A 16,348-nucleotide genomic window follows, 5' to 3' on the forward strand; every position below is an offset into this window, starting at 1 on the left:
CCGGTTGCCCCCTTCGCGGGTGGAGGTGGACTCGCGGGTGTTGCGTCGGCGGGTATACCTCCACCCGCGCGAGTGAAAGGGAAGGGGAAGGGGAAGGGGGTGCCTCCGCGTCAGCGGCGAGGCGCCGGCGGCAGGACGTCGTCGCCCTCGTCGCCGGTGAGCGGCACGATCTCGGCGGTCCGGTGGTCGCCGACCAGGCGCGGTCCGGGCTTGGTGTCGGTGGTGTCCGCCTCGGGCGCATCGGCCGAGGTGTCCACCTCGTCAGCATCAGCGTCAGCAGCGGGCGCGTCAGCAGACGGCTCATCCGTCGTGTCCTGGGCAGCGGGCTCGACCGGCGTCGGGGCCCCCGTGTCCTCGACCTCGACGGCGGACTCCTCGTCGCTCGTTTCGTCGTTGCTCGCATCGTCGTTGCGTGCCGTTGCGTCGCTCGCCTCGTCGTCGCTCGTCACCGCGTTGGGTGCCGTTGCGTCGCTCGCCACCTCGACCGCGGCGTCGTCGGAGGACATGTCCTCGGTCGCCACGGGTTGGGTGTCGGTGGCCGTATCGCCGGCGGTGGGCGTGCGGACGAAGGGCTTCGCGGCTGTCGCGCGCTCCTCGTCCTCCCGGGCGAGCTGGTCATCGAGTCGGCGCAGTGAGCGCGCGTGCTCCTCGGCGCCGTCGTCGTCGCCGGCTGCGACCGCGGACATCATCGTGCGGACCATCTGCATCTGGTGGACGAGCCGCGCCCGCTGCTGCAGGTGGCGGTCCGGACGATCGGACCGAGCGTGGGCGTACGCCTCCATGACCGTGTCGATGCTGTCGGGGTGCAGCTCGGCGACGAGCGCGGCGAGGTCATCGGCAGGGTCAGCGACCTGGGCCGACTCCCACCCGAGCAGGGCCTTGACGTCCGGCTCCTCGCCGTCGTCGGGGGTGACCAGGATCGTCGAGGACCCGATGTCGCCGTGTGTGGGCGTGGTGGTGAACCGCCACAGCGAGACGTCCTCGAGCTCGTGCTCCCAGCGGGTGAGCAGGCCTGTAGGGACCCGTCCCGTGGCTGCCGCGCGATCCAGCTCGGCCAGACGGCGGGTGCGATAAGCCTCCGCCTCGTAGACGGGGACCCCCGCCTCCTCGTAGACGCGACGGTCCAGGTTGTGCAGGTGGGCCAGGGCGCGGCCGATCCCGACCGCGACCTTGGAACCCGGGGCGACCGACGCGAGGTCGAGCATCCGACCGGTGAGGTAGGTGTGGACGGCGGCACGGCCCCCTTCGGGCAGTGGGGTCCAGCCCTTGACCGCCGGGACGGGCATCGTCAGGCGACGGGCGAGCAGCGCCAGGAGGGCGGCGGACTGCTCGAGCCGGGCCGAGGCGGCGGGCGTGCGCGGGCAGCGGATCACCCAGCGACGGTGCTCGTGGTCCTGGACGAAGGCGACGTCGAAGGATCGGGCCGGTCCGCTCGCGACGACCCCCTCGACGGAGCTGGGGTCGAGGCCGGGCACGGCGGCGCTGGCCAGGGCAGCAAGAGCAAGCGGTCCACGAGAGGTCACCCGCCCACCGTACGAGGAGAGCGGCGCTTTGGTCGGGAGCAACGCCCTCTCGTCGGTGTTCCGCCACATGTCCCTAGGCTGGTGACGTGGACCACGACCCGATGCACGACCTGCCCATGACGGCGTCCGTCGTCGACCGCGACGGCCCCTCCCGCGCCGAACCCGTCCGGATCGAGACGCTCCTCGCGGACCCGGCGACCCGAGTCATCGAGCTGCAGGGCGACCGCAGCCCCCTGCGTCCCGACCGGACCCTCGCGCTGCGATCGCCCGAGCCCGAGGACACCGAGACCCTCCTGCTCTATCTGGGTCGCCTCGACGGGATCGCCCACGTCGCCGCCTGCCGTCCTGCCCCGCCGAAGGGGGACGCGACCCGTGAGGAGCGTCTGGACGCCGCCCCCTTCGCCAGCCTGCGTGAGGTCGCCGGGGAGCTGCCGCAGGCGCAGGCCACGCTCTTCGCCACCGCGCTGGGCCTGGCCAACTGGCACGTGCGCCACCCCCGCTGCCCGCGCTGCGGCGAGCGGACCGAGGTCGTCTCGTCCGGGTGGGTGCGTCGCTGCCCGCAGGACGGGTCCGAGCACTACCCGCGCACCGACCCGGCCGTGATCATGGCCGTCATCGATGACGCGGACCGGCTGCTGCTGGCCCGCAACATCGGCTGGCCCGAAGGGAGGTTCTCCGTCCTCGCGGGGTTCCTCGAGCCGGGCGAGACGATCGCCGGAGCGGTCATCCGCGAGGTCGGCGAGGAGGTCGGCGTGAGCGTGCGCGATGTGCGCTTCGTGGCCGACCAGCCGTGGCCCTTCCCCGCGTCGCTCATGCTCGGCTGCACGGCCCGTGCCACGACGACCGACCTCGTCTGCCAGCCGGACGAGATCGCCGAGGCGCGGTGGTTCACGCGTGAGGAGTTCCGCCACGAGCTGGCTGAGGGGTACCTGCGGGCGGCCGGGCGGCTGTCGATCTCGTCGCGCCTCATCGAAGGGTGGCTCGGGCAGCGGCTCGACGAGCTGGGCTGACCGCTGCCTTGGGGTGTGTCGGTGCCGGGTGAGAGAGTGCCGGGGTGACGATCTCGGCCGGCCCGCAGTCCGCGGACGACATCCTCGACGCGCTCGACCCCGAGCAGCGTGAGGTCGCCGCCAACCCCAGTGGTCCCATGGTCGTGCTGGCCGGTGCCGGCACGGGCAAGACCCGCGCGATCACCCACCGCATCGCCTACGGCGTGCAGTCCGGGGCCTATCAGCCGCAGCGGGTGCTCGCGGTGACCTTCACGGCTCGTGCCGCGGGGGAGATGCGCACCCGTCTGCGCGACCTGGGCGTCGCGGGCGTGCAGACGCGCACCTTCCACGCCGCTGCCCTGCGACAGCTGCACTACTTCTGGCCGGCGGCGATCGGTGGCGCCGCGCCGGAGGTCATGCCGTACAAGGTGCCGGCGGTCGCCGAGGCCGCTTCCCGCGTGGGCATGCGGCTGGACCGCTCCGAGCTGCGGGATGTCTCGGCCGAGATCGAGTGGTCCAAGGTCTCCCTGCTCACGCCCGAGACCTACCCCGCGGCCGCGCGGCGGGCCCGCCGCGAGCCGCCCGGCATGGACCACACCGCCATGGCCCGGCTCATCTCGAGCTACGAGGACGTCAAGGGGGAGCGCGGCGTCATCGACTTCGAGGACGTCCTGCTGCTCACGGTCGGCATCCTCGAGGAGCGCGAGGACATCGCGCGCACGGTCCGGGACCAGTACCGGCACTTCGTCGTCGACGAGTACCAGGACGTCAACGCGCTGCAGCAGCGCCTGCTCGACCTGTGGCTCGGTGGTCGTGGCGACATCTGCGTCGTCGGGGACCCGGCCCAGACGATCTACTCCTTCACCGGCGCGACCCCCGAGCACCTGCTGCGCTTCACGCAGCACCACCCCGGAGCGCAGCAGGTGCGCCTCGTGCGCAACTACCGCTCGACGCCATCCGTCCTCGCCCTGGCCAACCGGATGCTCACGGACACCAACGGCCAGCGTCGTGGGGGCGCCGTGGAGCTCGTGCCGCAGCGCGACGGGGGCAACCCCCCTTCGCTCACCGCGCTCGACGACGACCCGGCGGAGGCGTCGTGGGTGGCCGCCAAGATCAAGGAGCTCGCGACGCAGGGCCGGCCGCTCAGCGAGATCGCCGTGCTCTTCCGCACCAACGGCCAGTCCGAGGCACTGGAGTCGGCCCTCGCCGACGCGGACGTGCCCTACCTGGTCAAGGGTGGGGAGCGCTTCTTCTCCCGCAAGGAGGTCCGCGAGGCGGTCCTGCTGCTGCGCGGGGCCGCGCGTCAGGACGACGGCAGCAAGCCGCTGCCGGCCCTCGTCGGCGACGTGCTCGGTGGGCTGGGCTGGCACGAGGACCCGCCCGCCAGCACCGGTGCGGTGCGTTCGCGCTGGGAGTCGCTCAAGGCGCTGGTCGACCTGTCCGCGCGGCTGATCGCGGCCAGCCCCGAGGCGAGGCTGCCCGATCTCGTGCGTGACCTCGACGAGCGCATCGCCTCGCAGCACGCGCCCGATGTCGAGGGCGTGACCCTGGCCTCGCTCCACGCGGCCAAGGGCCTGGAGTGGGATGTCGTCTTCCTCGCCGGCTGCTCCGACGGGCTGCTGCCGATCAGGATGGCCGAGGGCGTCGAGGAGATCGAGGAGGAGCGGCGCCTGATGTACGTCGGCGTCACCCGTGCGCGCGAGGTGCTGCACCTGTCGTGGGCCCGGGCCCGCAACCCCGGAGGCCGCCCGAGCCGTCGGGTCAGCCGATTCCTCGACCAGGCCTCCGGCATCCTCGGCGAGGGCGCGCGCTCGACCCCCAAGAAGTCCTCGGGGTCCAAGAGCGGGGGCCGGCTCAAGCCCTCCCGCCCCACGGTGTGCAAGGTGTGCGGCACCGACCTGAGCACCGCCACCGAGCGGGCCTCGGGTCGCTGCCCGGAGTGTCCGCCGACCTACGACGAGGCAACCTTCGAGCGACTGCGCGCCTGGCGCCTGGCGGTGTCCCGCGCGGCGTCCGTGCCGGCCTTCGTCGTCTTCACCGATGCCACGCTCGAAGCCATCGCCGAGGCCGAGCCGGCGCACCAGCGCGACCTCTCCGCGATCAGCGGGGTGGGCCCGCGCAAGCTCTCGCTGTACGCCGACCAGGTGCTCGCGGTCGTCGGCGGGGCGGACCCCGAGGAGGTCGCTGACGCGGCCGCTGGGGAGCCCGAGGACTGATCCGGAAGATCTCCGGAATTAATTCGGTGGCGCGCACCGGATGGGTGCTCTAGGTTTGATCCCAGTCAGTCGGACATGCCGAGCGTGTGATCCGAAGAGCGCAACGACGAGAGGAGGGCAGCACCCATGGACACCATCACCACGATGACGATCGACCCGTCCCAGGCTGCCCTCGCGCACTCCGCCGGTTTCATCGGCGGCGTCGCCGGCATCTTCACCGACCGTGGCCGAGCTCTGGCCATCGATCCGAAGACCCCCTTCGTCGTGGACCCGCGCCCTGCGAGACCTCCCGTCTAGACAGACGGACTCAGGTCCTCCTCCAGGCCGCGGCATCCCACACACCGGGAACCGCGGCCTTTGTCGTGTCCCCACACCACCGCTCATCAGCACCGCACCACACGTTCACACAGGAGACCCCGACTTGACTGCCTTGACCACCCACCCACCGATACAGCGCCTCACGCCCTGCCAGGCGGAGGAGCCCGAGATCTGGTTCGCCGAGACGCCCGCCGGCGTCGAGTACGCCAAGGACCTCTGCGGCAACTGTCCCTTCCAGCAGATGTGTCTCGAGGGCGCCCTCGAGCGCCGCGAGCCGTGGGGCGTCTGGGGCGGCGAGCTCTTCGACGCCGGACGCGTCATCCCCCGCAAGCGGCCGCGAGGCCGCCCTCGCAAGCACCCGATCCCCGCATGAGCGACACCCGTGAGGAGGTGACCGCAATGAAGTTCCTGAAGCTGCCCCGTCTGCGTCCCGCGGACCGGCCCCTGGCCTACGTGCCCGATGTCGACCGTCGTCTGGAGCAGGCACGACGTGCCGACCCCCGACCCGCTCACCTGAGCTTTCGATGAGCACCCTGATCGGTCTCGACCAGAGGCCCCACCCGATGCCCCGGGTGGGGCCTTTTGGCGTTCTGGCCGAAGGGAGACGTGGCAGGCTTGCGGGCATGGCCACCTCCCTTCGCATCGCCCAGGACGAGACCGCCGACGAGCTGCTCTCGTCCGACCCCTTCGCGCTGCTGCTCGGCATGCTCCTCGACCAGCAGTTCCCCATGGAGCGTGCCTTCGCCGGGCCGGCGAAGGTCAAGGAGCGTTTCGGCAACCTCGACCCGGCGCAGCTCGCCGACGCCGAGCCCGAGGCCTTTGCCGACCTGTGCTCCACGCCGCCGGCCGTGCACCGGTACGGACGCTCGATGGCCGGACGCATCCAGGCCGTGGCCGCCGTGGTGCGCGACGAGTACGACGGTGACGTGACACGGATCTGGACCGGTGTCGAGACTGCCGAGGTCGTCAAGCGACTCAAGGCGCTGCCCGGCTTCGGCGACCAGAAGGCACGCATCTTCGCCGCACTCCTCGGCAAGCAGCTCGACGTGCGGCCCGACGGCTGGCGTGAGGCGATCGGCCCCTATGCCGAGGACGGCTCGCGCCGCTCGGTCGCCGATGTCACCGATGAGACCTCGCTGCAGGAGGTCCGGGACTTCAAGAAGGCGGCGAAGGCACAGGCCAAGGCAGCCAAGGGCTGACGCAGATCGCCCGCACGACCGTGAGGGAGCTCAGTCCTGGGCGGGGGCGAAGCCGGGCAGCAGGCGCTCCATCGACCCACGGGCCGGGACGGTCGCGCCGAGCTGGCTGAGCACGCCGGTGGCGCCGACGAAGACACGGTGGATCATGGCGTACTCGCGGGGCATGTTCATCCGCAGACCGGTGGCGAACTCCGGTGCGCGCAGGTCCGTGACCCCCTGGGCCGCGCCGCGCAGCCACTCACGGGTGAAGGCGTGCTCCGGCTCGCGCAGCGGCTCGATGAAGGGGAGGACGTAGGCCAGCACCTGGTCGGCGTCGACCTCGATGCCCGGCAGGACGAAGCCCTCGCTCCGCAGTCCGTCGAGGACTCCCTGCGCGTCACCGGCGAGGGCGTGCCGCACGAGCTCGCCGATGATCGGGGGGATCCCCCCGGGCAGCCGGGCGACGGCACCGAAGTCGAGGACCCCCAGGCGACCATCGGGCGTGAGGCGGAAGTTGCCCGGGTGCGGATCGGCGTGGAGCAACCCGGCCCGTCCCGGCCCGTCGAGGAGGAACTCGAGATAGAGCTGGCCGACGCGATCTCGCACGTCCTGCTCACCCTGGCGGATGACCTGGCTGAGCGAGGCGCCCTCGAGCCACTCACCGACGAGCACGTGCCTGGTCTGGAGGACGACATCGGGCACGGCGACGTCGGGGTCATCGCGGAAGGCCTCGGCGAAGGCTCGCTGGTTGGCGGCCTCGAGGCCGTAGTCGAGCTCCTCGTCGGCAGCCGCGAGAAGCTCGTCGGTGACCGGCTTGATGTCGACGGCCGGCATCCACGTCGTCGCGACGCGGGCGAGTCGGGCGATCTGCTGCAGGTCCGAGCGCAGCGCCTTGTCGGCGCCGGGGTACTGCACCTTGACCGCGACGATCCGTCCGTCCGCGGCGACACCTCGGTGGACCTGGCCGATGGAGGCCGCCGCGACGGGGGTGTCCTCGATGTCGACCTCGTCGCGCCACCGGGCGCCGAGATCGCGAGCGAGGATCTCGTGGACCTCGGGCGTCGACATCGGTGGCGCGGCGTCCTGCAGCCGCACGAGCATCTCCCGGTAGGGCTCGACGAAGTCCTCCGGCATTGCTGCCTCGAGCACCGAGAGGGCTTGGCCGACCTTCATCGCGCCGCCCTTGAGGGAGCCCAGGACGGTGAAGAGCTGCTCCGCGGTGCGCCGCTGGATCTCCTCGTTGACGACCTCCGCAGGGGTGCCGGTCAGGCGCCGGCCCATGCCACGTGCGCTGCGCCCGGCATGGCCGAGCGGCAGGGAAGCGAGCCGCGCGGCACGGCCGGCGGCTCCTCGTGGGATCTGGCTCACCCCGCCATTGTGTCTCCCCACCCTGAGTGGTGTCTGGACCCCCTCCGGGGCGTGGGTGTCGCACCGGCTCCTGCGGCATCGGCGGGGCTGCCGCACTCGGGGCAGCCGGGGTGCGCCGGCCACCGGTGTCGCTCGAGGGTCGGGCCGGGGGTCGCGACCTCGAAGGACCACTCGGGCATCGTCAGCCGTCCCGCGACGTGGTCGAGGACGAGCGCGGTGGTCAGGCCGGCGGCGACCAGCCGGAGCGCGGGTAGCCCGTCGGCGGGCTCCGGGCCGGTGACCCGGGGACGGATGAGCTGGGCACGCAGGTGCGGCCAGTCGGGGTCGACGCTCATGCGAGTGAGGTCGAGGCAGTAGAGGCAGGGCCGTCCACCCGGGGTGATGATCGGACCGATGCTGGCGTGGTCCGGCTGGCACCACAGCGGCAGGACCGGAGTGCCGGCGGCGAGCCACGGCTGCGCTGCGGCTGGGTCCGCAGGCGCGGGAGAGACGATGACGGCCAGGTCGGGGCAGCCGCCCTCGCCACCGGCACGCACCCGGGTGACACCCACCTGCTCACCCTGTCGGAGGACATCGGTGAGCAGCGCGGGGAGTGCCCCGGACCCGACGACCGCGACCGACGGCAGATGATCGGTCACGACGGGGGAGAGCAGGCCGCGGGCGATGAGCCGGTCGAGCACGTCCGTGGCACGGCCCGGCTCGATCCCCTCCAGCGACGCCGTGGTGAGCGCCTCCGTCAACGCGCGCTCGGGATCCAGCGCGGCCAGCCAGCGGACCTCGGCGTCGGTGAGCCCGATGAGGCGCACCGAGCGCGGCCCGACACCGAGCTGCACGCTCCCGTCCGGCCGACGAAGGGGGCGCAGCCGCGCCCCGCGTGGGGGAAGGGGTGGTGAGTGCATCATCGCTCGCTCGGTCAGCAGGGGTCGGTGACCTCCACTGTGGCGGAGTCCGCGCCCACGCGCCGACGGTCATCCACAGGTCTGCGGGGCGGGGTCAGCGCCCCAGGGCGATGAGCTCGCGGATCGAGTCCTCGGTGTCGGGTGGCAGGGCGTCGATCGGCCACCACGCGACGTCCAGCGACTCCTCGGAGACGACCGGGTCGCTCCCGGCGGCCGCGACCGCGACCCACCGCAGGTCGAGGTGCTCGGTGCAGCGGGAGAAGCCCGACCCGAGGGCGTGCCGGTCCAGCTGTGCCAGCTCCGGCCGCAGGGTCAACGCCCCCTCCGGCAGCCCCGACTCCTCGACCGCCTCGCGCAGCGCGGCCGCGGCGCCGGACGGGTCGCTCGCCTCGATGTGCCCGCCGAACTGCAACCACCGACCGACCTTGCGGTGCAGGGTCAGCAGCACCCGCTCGCCCGCCTCGTCGATGACGAGGCAGGAGGCGGTGAAGTGCGCCGGCGGGCCCGCCTTGGCGCTCGCGTCCTCGTGGGCGTCGAGATGGGCCAGGTAGTCCTGCCTCAGTTGCTCCTGCGCCGCCGAGGGCGCGCTCCACCCGGTGAGGAGCGAGCGCAGGTCAGCGTCGAGGCGGGCGTGGGTGCTCACGATGCGCGTGGTGAGTCAGGGCCGGAGCCGCTGGAACCCTGTCCGCTGTCCCCGCCCGAGCCCCCTTCGTCCGCCTCGCGCAGGATCGACTCGAGGGCCGCGTCGAGCTCGGCGCTCTCCGAGGACCCGCCCGCAGCGGTGCGCTCGACGAAACCCAGCACGTCGTCGAGATCGGTGCCCGTGGGCGCGACATCGGGGTGGGCCCACACGGCATCGCGACCGGTAGCACCGACGCGCTCCTCGAGGGCGGCGAAGAGGTTGGCCGCATCGCGCAGTCGTCGCGGCCGCAGCTCGAGGCCGACGAGCCCGGCAAAGGTCTTCTCCGCCGGACCACCCGTCGCCCGACGCCGCCGGATGGTCTCGGTCATGCCCGCGGTGTGCGGCAGGTGGTCGCGGGTCGCGGAGGCGGCGACGTGGTCGACCCAGCCCTCGACGAGAGCCAGCCAGGTCTCGAGCTGGACGAGTGCATGCCGTTGTGGCGCAGTGGGGCTCGGGTTGAGGAAGCCGCCGGTGAGCGCGTCCTGCAGCGCCGCCGGGTCGGACGGGTCGACCTCGCGCACGGCGGCATCGATGGCGTCGGTGTCGATGGCGATGCCCCGGGCGTAGGACTGCACGGCCGCGAGGATCTGCGGACCGATCCACGGCACGGCGGTGAAGAGACGCATGCGGGCTGCCTCGCGGGCGGCCAGGTGCAGCCACACCTCGTCGAGCGTGACGTCCAGCCCCTCGGCGAAGCCCGCGACATTGCCCGGCAGCAGCGCCACCTGCGTCGTGAGCAGCGGGACGCCGACCTCGGTCGCGGTGAGCGTGTCGGAGGAGAGCGTGCCCACGGCCTCGGCGGTCTGCCCCGTGATGAGGGTGGAGGCCATCGTGTCGACGAAGGGAGCCAGCTGCTGCTTGAGCATCGACAGGTCCATCCCGGCGGGCAGGCCCATCGCCTGCAGGTCGGGGGCGTCGGCATCGCCGAGGCGCGCGGTCATCGAGTCGCGGATCGCGGCGGACAGCCCGTCGGCGACCGGGTCGACGAGCGAGGCCCACACGGGCATCGTCGCCTCGACCCACTGCGCGCGCGACAGGGCGGCACCGGTGAGCGCGGGGGCCTCGAAGTCGGTCACCTGGTCCAGCCACATCGAGGCGACGCGCACGGCCTGCTCGGCGAGGTCGCGCTCGCGAGCGCCCATCTCGTGGTCCTCGGACTCGGCCTGCTCCTGCGCGGCGGCGGTCGCGGCGGCGACGTCCACGCCCTTGCGCTGGGCGCCGGGGGTGAACATCGTCTTGATCTGGGAGGTCATGGCGGCCACCTGGGCGGGGTCGGCATCGGCGATGCCCATGGCCTTCAGCTGCTCGACGAGCTGGGGCGGCAGGTCACGCCCACCGTTGAGGTCCCGGAAGATCTTCATGATCTCCGGGGGGAGCCCGTCGTCCCCGGGGGAACCGGCTGGGGTGCTGGGGTCGTTGCTCACGTCGGCGTCTCGTCTCTTCCTGAGAGGATGTCCTGTCCTTCAACCCAACCACGACTGGCCCCGGATGGTTCCCTCCGGGGCAGGAGGTCCCGTGACCGACCCGGTCCACACCGTCCCGCGCAGCGAGCGCATTGCCCGATGGATCCTCGCCGTGGCCTTCGTCATCCTCGTCGTCGTCATCGCGGGCATGCTCATCAAGGTGCCCTATGCCGTGGAGCGCCCCGGCCCGGCCACGGACACCCTGGGCACGCTCGACGACGGAACCCAGCTCGTGCAGGTGTCGGGGGCCAAGAGCTACCCGACGGAGGGTGCCTTGTACTTCACGACGGTGCGCGTGCTGGGTGGCCCGGAGCGGCACATCACCGGCTGGGAGTGGGTCATGGGCCACCTCGACAGCAACTCCAGGGTCCTGCCGGAGGAGCAGGTCTTCCCGCAGGACACCTCCGAGGCGGAGATCGAGGAGATGAATGCCGCCCAGATGCAGGGCTCGCAGAAGACCTCGATCGCCGTCGGCATGCGCAGCACCGGGGCCAAGGTCCCGCAGACCAACCTCGTCGGCTCGATCGCCAAGGGGTTCCCGGCCTCCGGCAAGCTGGAGCTCGAGGACGAGATCATCTCCGTCGACGGCAAGAAGACCACGACGGTCGAGGACGTCGTCGACGGCATCTCCGACCGCAAGGCCGGGGACAAGGTCATCGTCGCGGTGCGCCGGGACGGCACGCAGCGTGAGGTCACGGTGACGACGGCCGACCTCGGCGGTGGCCGCGCGGGTGTCGGCATCGGCGTCGAGGCGAAGTACGACTACCCCTTCGAGGTGCGCATCGACGCCGGCAATGTCGGCGGGCCCAGCGCCGGGATGATGTTTGCGCTCGCGGTCCGCGATCGGCTCACCCCGGGTGCGATGACCGGCGGCGAGCAGATCGCCGGCACCGGCACGATCGACGACTCCGGCACCGTCGGCCCGATCGGCGGCATCGCGCAGAAGATGGTCGGCGCTCAGCAGAGCGGAGCCACGTGGTTCCTGGCCCCGGAGAGCAACTGCGGCGATGTCGTCGGGCACGTGCCGGAGGGGCTGGGTGTGGTGCCGGTCGGCGACTTCACCGACGCCAGCGACACGGTCGAGTCCATCGCGAAGGGGGACACCGCGGACTTCCCGACGTGCGAGGACGTCGTCAAGGCCAGCTAGGTCCTGCGCGGCGGCGCACTCGTACTGCAGTTCGTCACGTGACGCGCTGCCTGCCCCCGGAAAGTCGGGCTTTCGCCCCCTTCGTCATGGGAACTGCAGTCCGACAACGCGGGGGGACTCGGGGCGCGGGTCAGTCCTTGAGCGTCTCGCGCAGCGCGTGGACGAGGCCGGGGGCGATGTCCTCGCCGGTGGCGACGCGGTCGTCGCGGTCGTTGGCTCGCTGGCGCAGCAGGCAGACGGCGCGCCCGTCGCGGTGGACGGCGACGAGCAGACGGACGTCTTCGCGCTGGGGGTGCTCTGCGAGTGCGTCGACGGCTGCGGTCGGGTCCTGCGGCAGGTCGCGCTCGGCGCCCGGCGGGATGACGATGCGCTCGACGGCCAGGGCGACGCCGTCGACGGAGTCGGGCCAGGCCATCCTGCCGAGCAGTGACTCGAGGTTGGCGGTGCGCGGCAGGTCCTCCTGCTCGATGGCGCTCAGCGCCCCGGGGGCCTGGTCGGCGGCGCTGTCGAGCGACGCGGCCAGCTGCGGCTCGGCGGCGATGAGCGCGGCGGTGTCGACGAGGGCGAAGACGCGCGGATTCTGGTCCCACCCGGCCGAGGCGACGTGGCGTTCGGTCTCGAGGGCAGCGACGGCCAGCGGCTCGGCCGTGGGGGTGCTGTCGCTGGGAGAGCTGTCGTGGGGGGCGCTGGCGGATGACGAGTCGGGCACGAGGACCATGCTGCCCTACGCCGCCACAGGTGCGATGGGTACGGTGTCCCCACCATGAGCAGCGCGAGTTGGCCGGATGACGAAGGGGGCGCTCCGCCGCCCCGGGACGAGGGTCCGCCCTCCCGACGTGTGCCCACGAGCAGGTTGGCCAAGACGGCGGCGATCATCGCCGTCGTGCTGCTGCTGATCAGCCTCGCGGCGAGCCTGTGGACCGAGTCGCTGTGGTTCAGCGCCCTCGGCTACTCCGACATGTGGTGGTCGCGCCTGCGCACCCAGGTCATGCTCTTCATCGTCGGTGTGCTCCTCACCGCCCTCCCGATCGGCCTGAGTCTGTGGCTGGCCCACCGGACCCGGCCGATGAGCGTGCCGATGACGCCGGGGGAGCAGGCCCTGGCCCAGTACCGCAGCGCCATCGAGCCCTTCCGCAAGGCGACGGCGATCGCCCTTCCGTCCGTGCTCGGCATCCTCGGCGGGCTGGCCGCTGCCGGTCAGTGGCAGACCTGGCTGCTGTGGCGCAACGGCACCTCGACCGGCGCCGCCGACGCGGAGTTCGGCCGCGACATCGGCTACTACCTCTTCTCGCTCCCGTGGTGGAACTTCGTCGTCGGCTTCCTCACCGTCGCCGCCCTGGCGTCGCTGCTCGCGGCGCTCTTCGCCCACTACGTCTACGGCGGCGTCGTCCCGCCCGGTCGCGGCCGCTCGACGCGGGCAGCCTTCCTCCACCTGGCGATCATCGGTGCCGTGCTGGCCATGCTGCGGGCCTGGAGCTATGTGCTGAGCGCGCACGCGCTGACCACGCAGGAAAACGAGGTCCTCACGGGCGTCGGCTACACCGGCGCCCACGCGATCGTGCCGACGAAGTACATCCTCGCGGTGGCCGCGGCCATGTGCGCTGGCCTCTTCCTGGCATCCGTGCGCAGCCGCTCCTGGCGGCTGCCGACGATCGCGGTCGGCACCCTCGTCGTGCTCTCCGTCGTGGTCGGCTCGATCTACCCGGCGCTCGTGGAGACCTACAAGGTCTCGCCCTCGCGCAACTCGCTCGAGGAGCCGTACCTGCAGCGCAACATCGACGCCACGCGCGCCGCCCACGGCGTGACCGGGGTCGACACCTCGAGCTATGACGCGGTCTCCGATGTCTCGTCGGGGCAGCTGCGCGAGGACGCCGCGTCCATCCCCGGCATCCGCCTGCTCGACCCCTCGGTCGTCAGCCCGACCTATCAGGAGCTGCAGGCCCAGCAGCCGTACTACACCTTCCAGGACGACCTCGATGTCGACCGTTACGACATCGACGGCGACATGACCGATGTCGTCGGTGCGCGCGAGCTCGATCTGGACAAGGTGCCGAGCGACCGACGCGACTGGGTCAACGACCACACGGTGTACACCCACGGCTACGGCCTGGTCATGGCGCGTGGGACGCAGGCGCGCGCCGGCAACCCGCAGTGGCTCTCGCCGGAGAAGGAGATCGGCGAGTACGAGCCGCGGATCTACTTCGGCGAGGAGATGCGGCACTTCTCGATCGTCGGCCAGGGCGACACCGACACCCCGCGCGAGGTCGACCAGCCCGCCGGCGGCGAGGAATCGCGCTACACCTACGAGGGTGACGGCGGCGTCGCCATCGGGTCCAAGCTGCGCCAGACGGCGTACGCGCTGACGCACCGCGACATGAAGTTCCTGCTGTCCGACGCCGTCGGGTCCGACTCACGGCTGCTCGAGCACCGCACACCCAAGGAGAGGGTCAAGCGGGTCGCCCCGTGGCTCACCCTCGACGACGACGTCTACCCGACGATCGTCGACGGCCGGGTGCAGTGGGTCGTCGACGGCTACACGACCTCGCAGAACTACCCCTACAGCACCGCCTTCTCCATGTCGGGCGTGCAGTCGGGGCAGGTCTCCTCGGTGCAGACGCAGCAGGCCAGCGCGCTCGTCGGCGACCGGATCAACTACATGCGCAACTCGGTCAAGGCGACCGTCGACGCCTATGACGGCACGGTCAACCTCTACCGGTGGGACGAGAGCGACCCGATCGTCGCGTCCTGGGACAAGGCCTTCCCCGACCTGATGAAGTCGAAGGCGGAGATCAGCGGCGACCTCATGTCCCACCTGCGCTACCCCGAGGACCTCTTCCGGATGCAGCGCGCCGTCCTCGCGGACTACCACGTGACCTCGGCGAGCGACTTCCGCGCCGGCCAGGACCGCTGGCGGGTCCCGGACGACCCGTCGCGCGGGGACTCCGGTGTGGCGCAGCCGCCGTACTTCCTCTCGCTCGCGATGCCCGACCAGAAGGCACCCTCGTGGTCGCTGACGTCGACGTACATCCCGCGCGGCAGCCGCAATGTCATGGCCGGGTACCTCGCGGTCGACGCGGACGCGGGGGCGGTCAAGGGCAAACCCGCATCCGACTACGGGCAGCTGCGCCTGCTGTCGGTGCCACGCAACACGACGGTCCCCGGCGTCGGGCAGGTGCAGAACGACATCGTCTCCTCCAACGCGACCTCGGGTGACGGCACTCAGACCCTCACCGACTACCTCAACAACGCCAACCGCGGTGGCTCGAAGGTCTCCTACGGCAACCAGATGGCGCTGCCCGTCGGGGAGGGCTTCCTCCACGTCGAGCCGATCTACCTCTCCTCGGCGTCCGGCACGAGCTATCCGCAGCTGCGGATCGTCATCGTCTCCTTCGGCGGCAAGATCGCCTGGGCACAGGACCTCGAGACGGCACTGGACGAGCTCTTCGGCGGTGACGCCGGTGTCGATGCCGAGGGCCAGCCCAAGGACGACTCGAAGGACGAGTCGAAGACGAAGCCCAAGGAGCCCAAGCAGCCGACCAACCTGACGGCCGACGAAAAGAAGGTCCGCTCGGCCATCGCCGGCATGCAGAAGGCGTACAAGGAGGGCCAGGACGCGCTGAAGAAGGGCGACTTCGCGGCCTATGACACGGCGCAGAAGGAGCTGAAGAAGCAGCTCGAGGAGGCCGTCAAGGCCCAGCCCGGTGGGGGCTCGGCGGACCTCGAGGGCAACTGATTTGGTCTGCTCCGTCCATTCACGTAGAGTTTGTCTTGCAAGGCAACGACGCGGGGTGGAGCAGTTCGGTAGCTCGCCGGGCTCATAACCCGGAGGTCGCAGGTTCAAATCCTGCCCCCGCTACCACAGTCAAGAGGCCCGGACCATTGGTCCGGGCCTCTTGTCGTGCTCTGGGCGGCGAAGGGAGTCACGGCGATAGCGTGGGCTCATGACAGCCGATGACGTTGCGAACGCTTACGATTCGCCGCACTTCGACGCTGAGGGCATGCTCGGCACTGTCGTGACGGACAGGGACCCGGACCGCGACCTGATCGAGCAGTGGGCCAAGCGGACCAACGGGGCGATCCTCGACGTCGGCTCGGGCACTGGCCGATGGGCAGGGCACCTGGCAGGACTCGGGAGCCACGTCGTGGGCCTCGAACCAGCGAGGAGACTCGTCGACCTCGCACGACAGGCTCACCCGGGTGTTGAGTTTCGTCGCGGGTCGCTGAGCGGTCTGCGCGACAGCGACGAGCGGTGGGCAGGGATCTTGGCCTGGTACTCACTGATCCACATGGGACCGGACACATTGCCTGAGGCCCTCGCCATCCTCAGGCAGGTCATCGACGAGCACGGGTCGCTCTTGATGTCGTTCTTCTCCGGCCCCGACCTGGAGCCAATGGACCACCCCGTCGCGACGGCCCACCGCTGGCCCTTGCCGGAGATGGTGGATGCGCTGGAGCACGCGGGGTTCGAGGTTGCCGACACGCGCTGGGACCCCGGCTTCCCGCATGCGTACCTGCTGGCACGGCCGATCCCGGGATGGGCTCGGGGCGCGGCCACGGCCTGACAC

The 16,348-nt window shown here is 71.5% G+C and carries 15 protein-coding genes and 1 tRNA gene; 10 read left to right on the forward strand and 6 right to left on the reverse strand.

Going from position 1 to position 16,348, the window contains the following annotated elements; all coding sequences use genetic code 11:
• Positions 1 to 110 precede the first annotated feature (110 nt).
• Positions 111 to 1,523, reverse strand: coding sequence for a phosphotransferase (locus JLI01S_RS02855; protein ID WP_169797275.1), 1,413 nt, complete (start codon positions 1,521 to 1,523; stop codon positions 111 to 113).
• Positions 1,524 to 1,609: 86 nt separating this feature from the next.
• On the opposite strand from JLI01S_RS02855, the gene nudC reads away from it, so the two are divergent.
• The 6 genes from nudC to JLI01S_RS02875 all read left to right on the forward strand — a co-directional run bounded on the left by nudC (position 1,610) and on the right by JLI01S_RS02875 (position 6,245).
• Positions 1,610 to 2,533: an NAD(+) diphosphatase gene (gene nudC, locus JLI01S_RS02860; RefSeq protein WP_068259648.1), complete on the forward strand. Its 924-nt coding sequence runs from the start codon at positions 1,610 to 1,612 to the stop codon at positions 2,531 to 2,533.
• Positions 2,534 to 2,577: 44 nt separating this feature from the next.
• On the forward strand, positions 2,578 to 4,728 hold the full coding sequence (locus JLI01S_RS02865) for an ATP-dependent DNA helicase UvrD2 (protein WP_068259651.1): 2,151 nt from the start codon (positions 2,578 to 2,580) through the stop codon (positions 4,726 to 4,728).
• Between the two features lie 126 nt (positions 4,729 to 4,854).
• Positions 4,855 to 5,025: a hypothetical protein gene (locus tag JLI01S_RS16835; protein ID WP_157074796.1), complete on the forward strand. Its 171-nt coding sequence runs from the start codon at positions 4,855 to 4,857 to the stop codon at positions 5,023 to 5,025.
• 124 nt (positions 5,026 to 5,149) lie between these two features.
• Positions 5,150 to 5,419, forward strand: coding sequence for a WhiB family transcriptional regulator (locus JLI01S_RS02870; protein WP_068259654.1), 270 nt, complete (start codon positions 5,150 to 5,152; stop codon positions 5,417 to 5,419).
• Positions 5,416 to 5,574, forward strand: a complete 159-nt coding sequence (locus tag JLI01S_RS16840) for a hypothetical protein (protein WP_157074797.1) — start codon at positions 5,416 to 5,418, stop codon at positions 5,572 to 5,574. The genes JLI01S_RS02870 and JLI01S_RS16840 overlap by 4 nt, the downstream gene beginning before the upstream one ends.
• Before the next feature lie 95 nt (positions 5,575 to 5,669).
• Positions 5,670 to 6,245, forward strand: a complete 576-nt coding sequence (locus JLI01S_RS02875; protein ID WP_068259656.1) for an HhH-GPD-type base excision DNA repair protein — start codon at positions 5,670 to 5,672, stop codon at positions 6,243 to 6,245.
• Positions 6,246 to 6,275: 30 nt separating this feature from the next.
• Here JLI01S_RS02875 and JLI01S_RS02880 read toward each other — a convergent pair whose 3' ends face one another.
• From JLI01S_RS02880 to JLI01S_RS02895, 4 genes are all read right to left on the reverse strand, one after another.
• Positions 6,276 to 7,592 (reverse strand): ABC1 kinase family protein, encoded by a 1,317-nt coding sequence (locus tag JLI01S_RS02880; RefSeq protein ID WP_068259659.1) that lies wholly within the window; start codon positions 7,590 to 7,592, stop codon positions 6,276 to 6,278.
• A complete protein-coding gene (locus JLI01S_RS02885; RefSeq protein ID WP_084349142.1) occupies positions 7,589 to 8,494 on the reverse strand; it encodes a TOMM precursor leader peptide-binding protein in 906 nt (301 codons plus the stop codon). Before JLI01S_RS02885 ends, JLI01S_RS02880 begins: the two co-directional genes overlap by 4 nt.
• Before the next feature lie 91 nt (positions 8,495 to 8,585).
• Positions 8,586 to 9,134 carry an NUDIX hydrolase gene (locus tag JLI01S_RS02890; RefSeq protein WP_068259665.1) on the reverse strand — a complete coding sequence of 183 codons (549 nt, stop codon included), beginning with the start codon at positions 9,132 to 9,134 and terminating at the stop codon, positions 8,586 to 8,588.
• Complete coding sequence (locus JLI01S_RS02895) at positions 9,131 to 10,597, reverse strand: zinc-dependent metalloprotease (RefSeq protein ID WP_245634505.1); 1,467 nt, start codon at positions 10,595 to 10,597, stop codon at positions 9,131 to 9,133. Before JLI01S_RS02895 ends, JLI01S_RS02890 begins: the two co-directional genes overlap by 4 nt.
• Before the next feature lie 91 nt (positions 10,598 to 10,688).
• On the opposite strand from JLI01S_RS02895, the gene JLI01S_RS02900 reads away from it, so the two are divergent.
• Complete coding sequence (locus tag JLI01S_RS02900) at positions 10,689 to 11,783, forward strand: YlbL family protein (protein WP_068259668.1); 1,095 nt, start codon at positions 10,689 to 10,691, stop codon at positions 11,781 to 11,783.
• Positions 11,784 to 11,913: 130 nt separating this feature from the next.
• Here the strand turns inward: JLI01S_RS02900 and JLI01S_RS02905 are convergent, their stop codons facing one another.
• Positions 11,914 to 12,501, reverse strand: coding sequence for a PPA1309 family protein (locus tag JLI01S_RS02905; protein WP_068259671.1), 588 nt, complete (start codon positions 12,499 to 12,501; stop codon positions 11,914 to 11,916).
• A 45-nt stretch (positions 12,502 to 12,546) separates the two neighbouring features.
• Between JLI01S_RS02905 and JLI01S_RS02910 the strand changes: the two genes are divergently transcribed.
• The 3 genes from JLI01S_RS02910 to JLI01S_RS02920 all read left to right on the forward strand — a co-directional run bounded on the left by JLI01S_RS02910 (position 12,547) and on the right by JLI01S_RS02920 (position 16,345).
• A complete protein-coding gene (locus JLI01S_RS02910) occupies positions 12,547 to 15,516 on the forward strand; it encodes a UPF0182 family membrane protein (RefSeq protein ID WP_084349144.1) in 2,970 nt (989 codons plus the stop codon).
• Between the two features lie 49 nt (positions 15,517 to 15,565).
• Positions 15,566 to 15,642, forward strand: a tRNA-Met gene (locus JLI01S_RS02915).
• Positions 15,643 to 15,781: 139 nt separating this feature from the next.
• Complete coding sequence (locus tag JLI01S_RS02920; protein WP_245634506.1) at positions 15,782 to 16,345, forward strand: class I SAM-dependent DNA methyltransferase; 564 nt, start codon at positions 15,782 to 15,784, stop codon at positions 16,343 to 16,345.
• Positions 16,346 to 16,348: the final 3 nt, after the last annotated feature.

The sequence above is a fragment of the Janibacter limosus NBRC 16128 genome, from assembly GCF_001570985.1.
GTDB classification, from domain to species: domain Bacteria; phylum Actinomycetota; class Actinomycetes; order Actinomycetales; family Dermatophilaceae; genus Janibacter; species Janibacter limosus.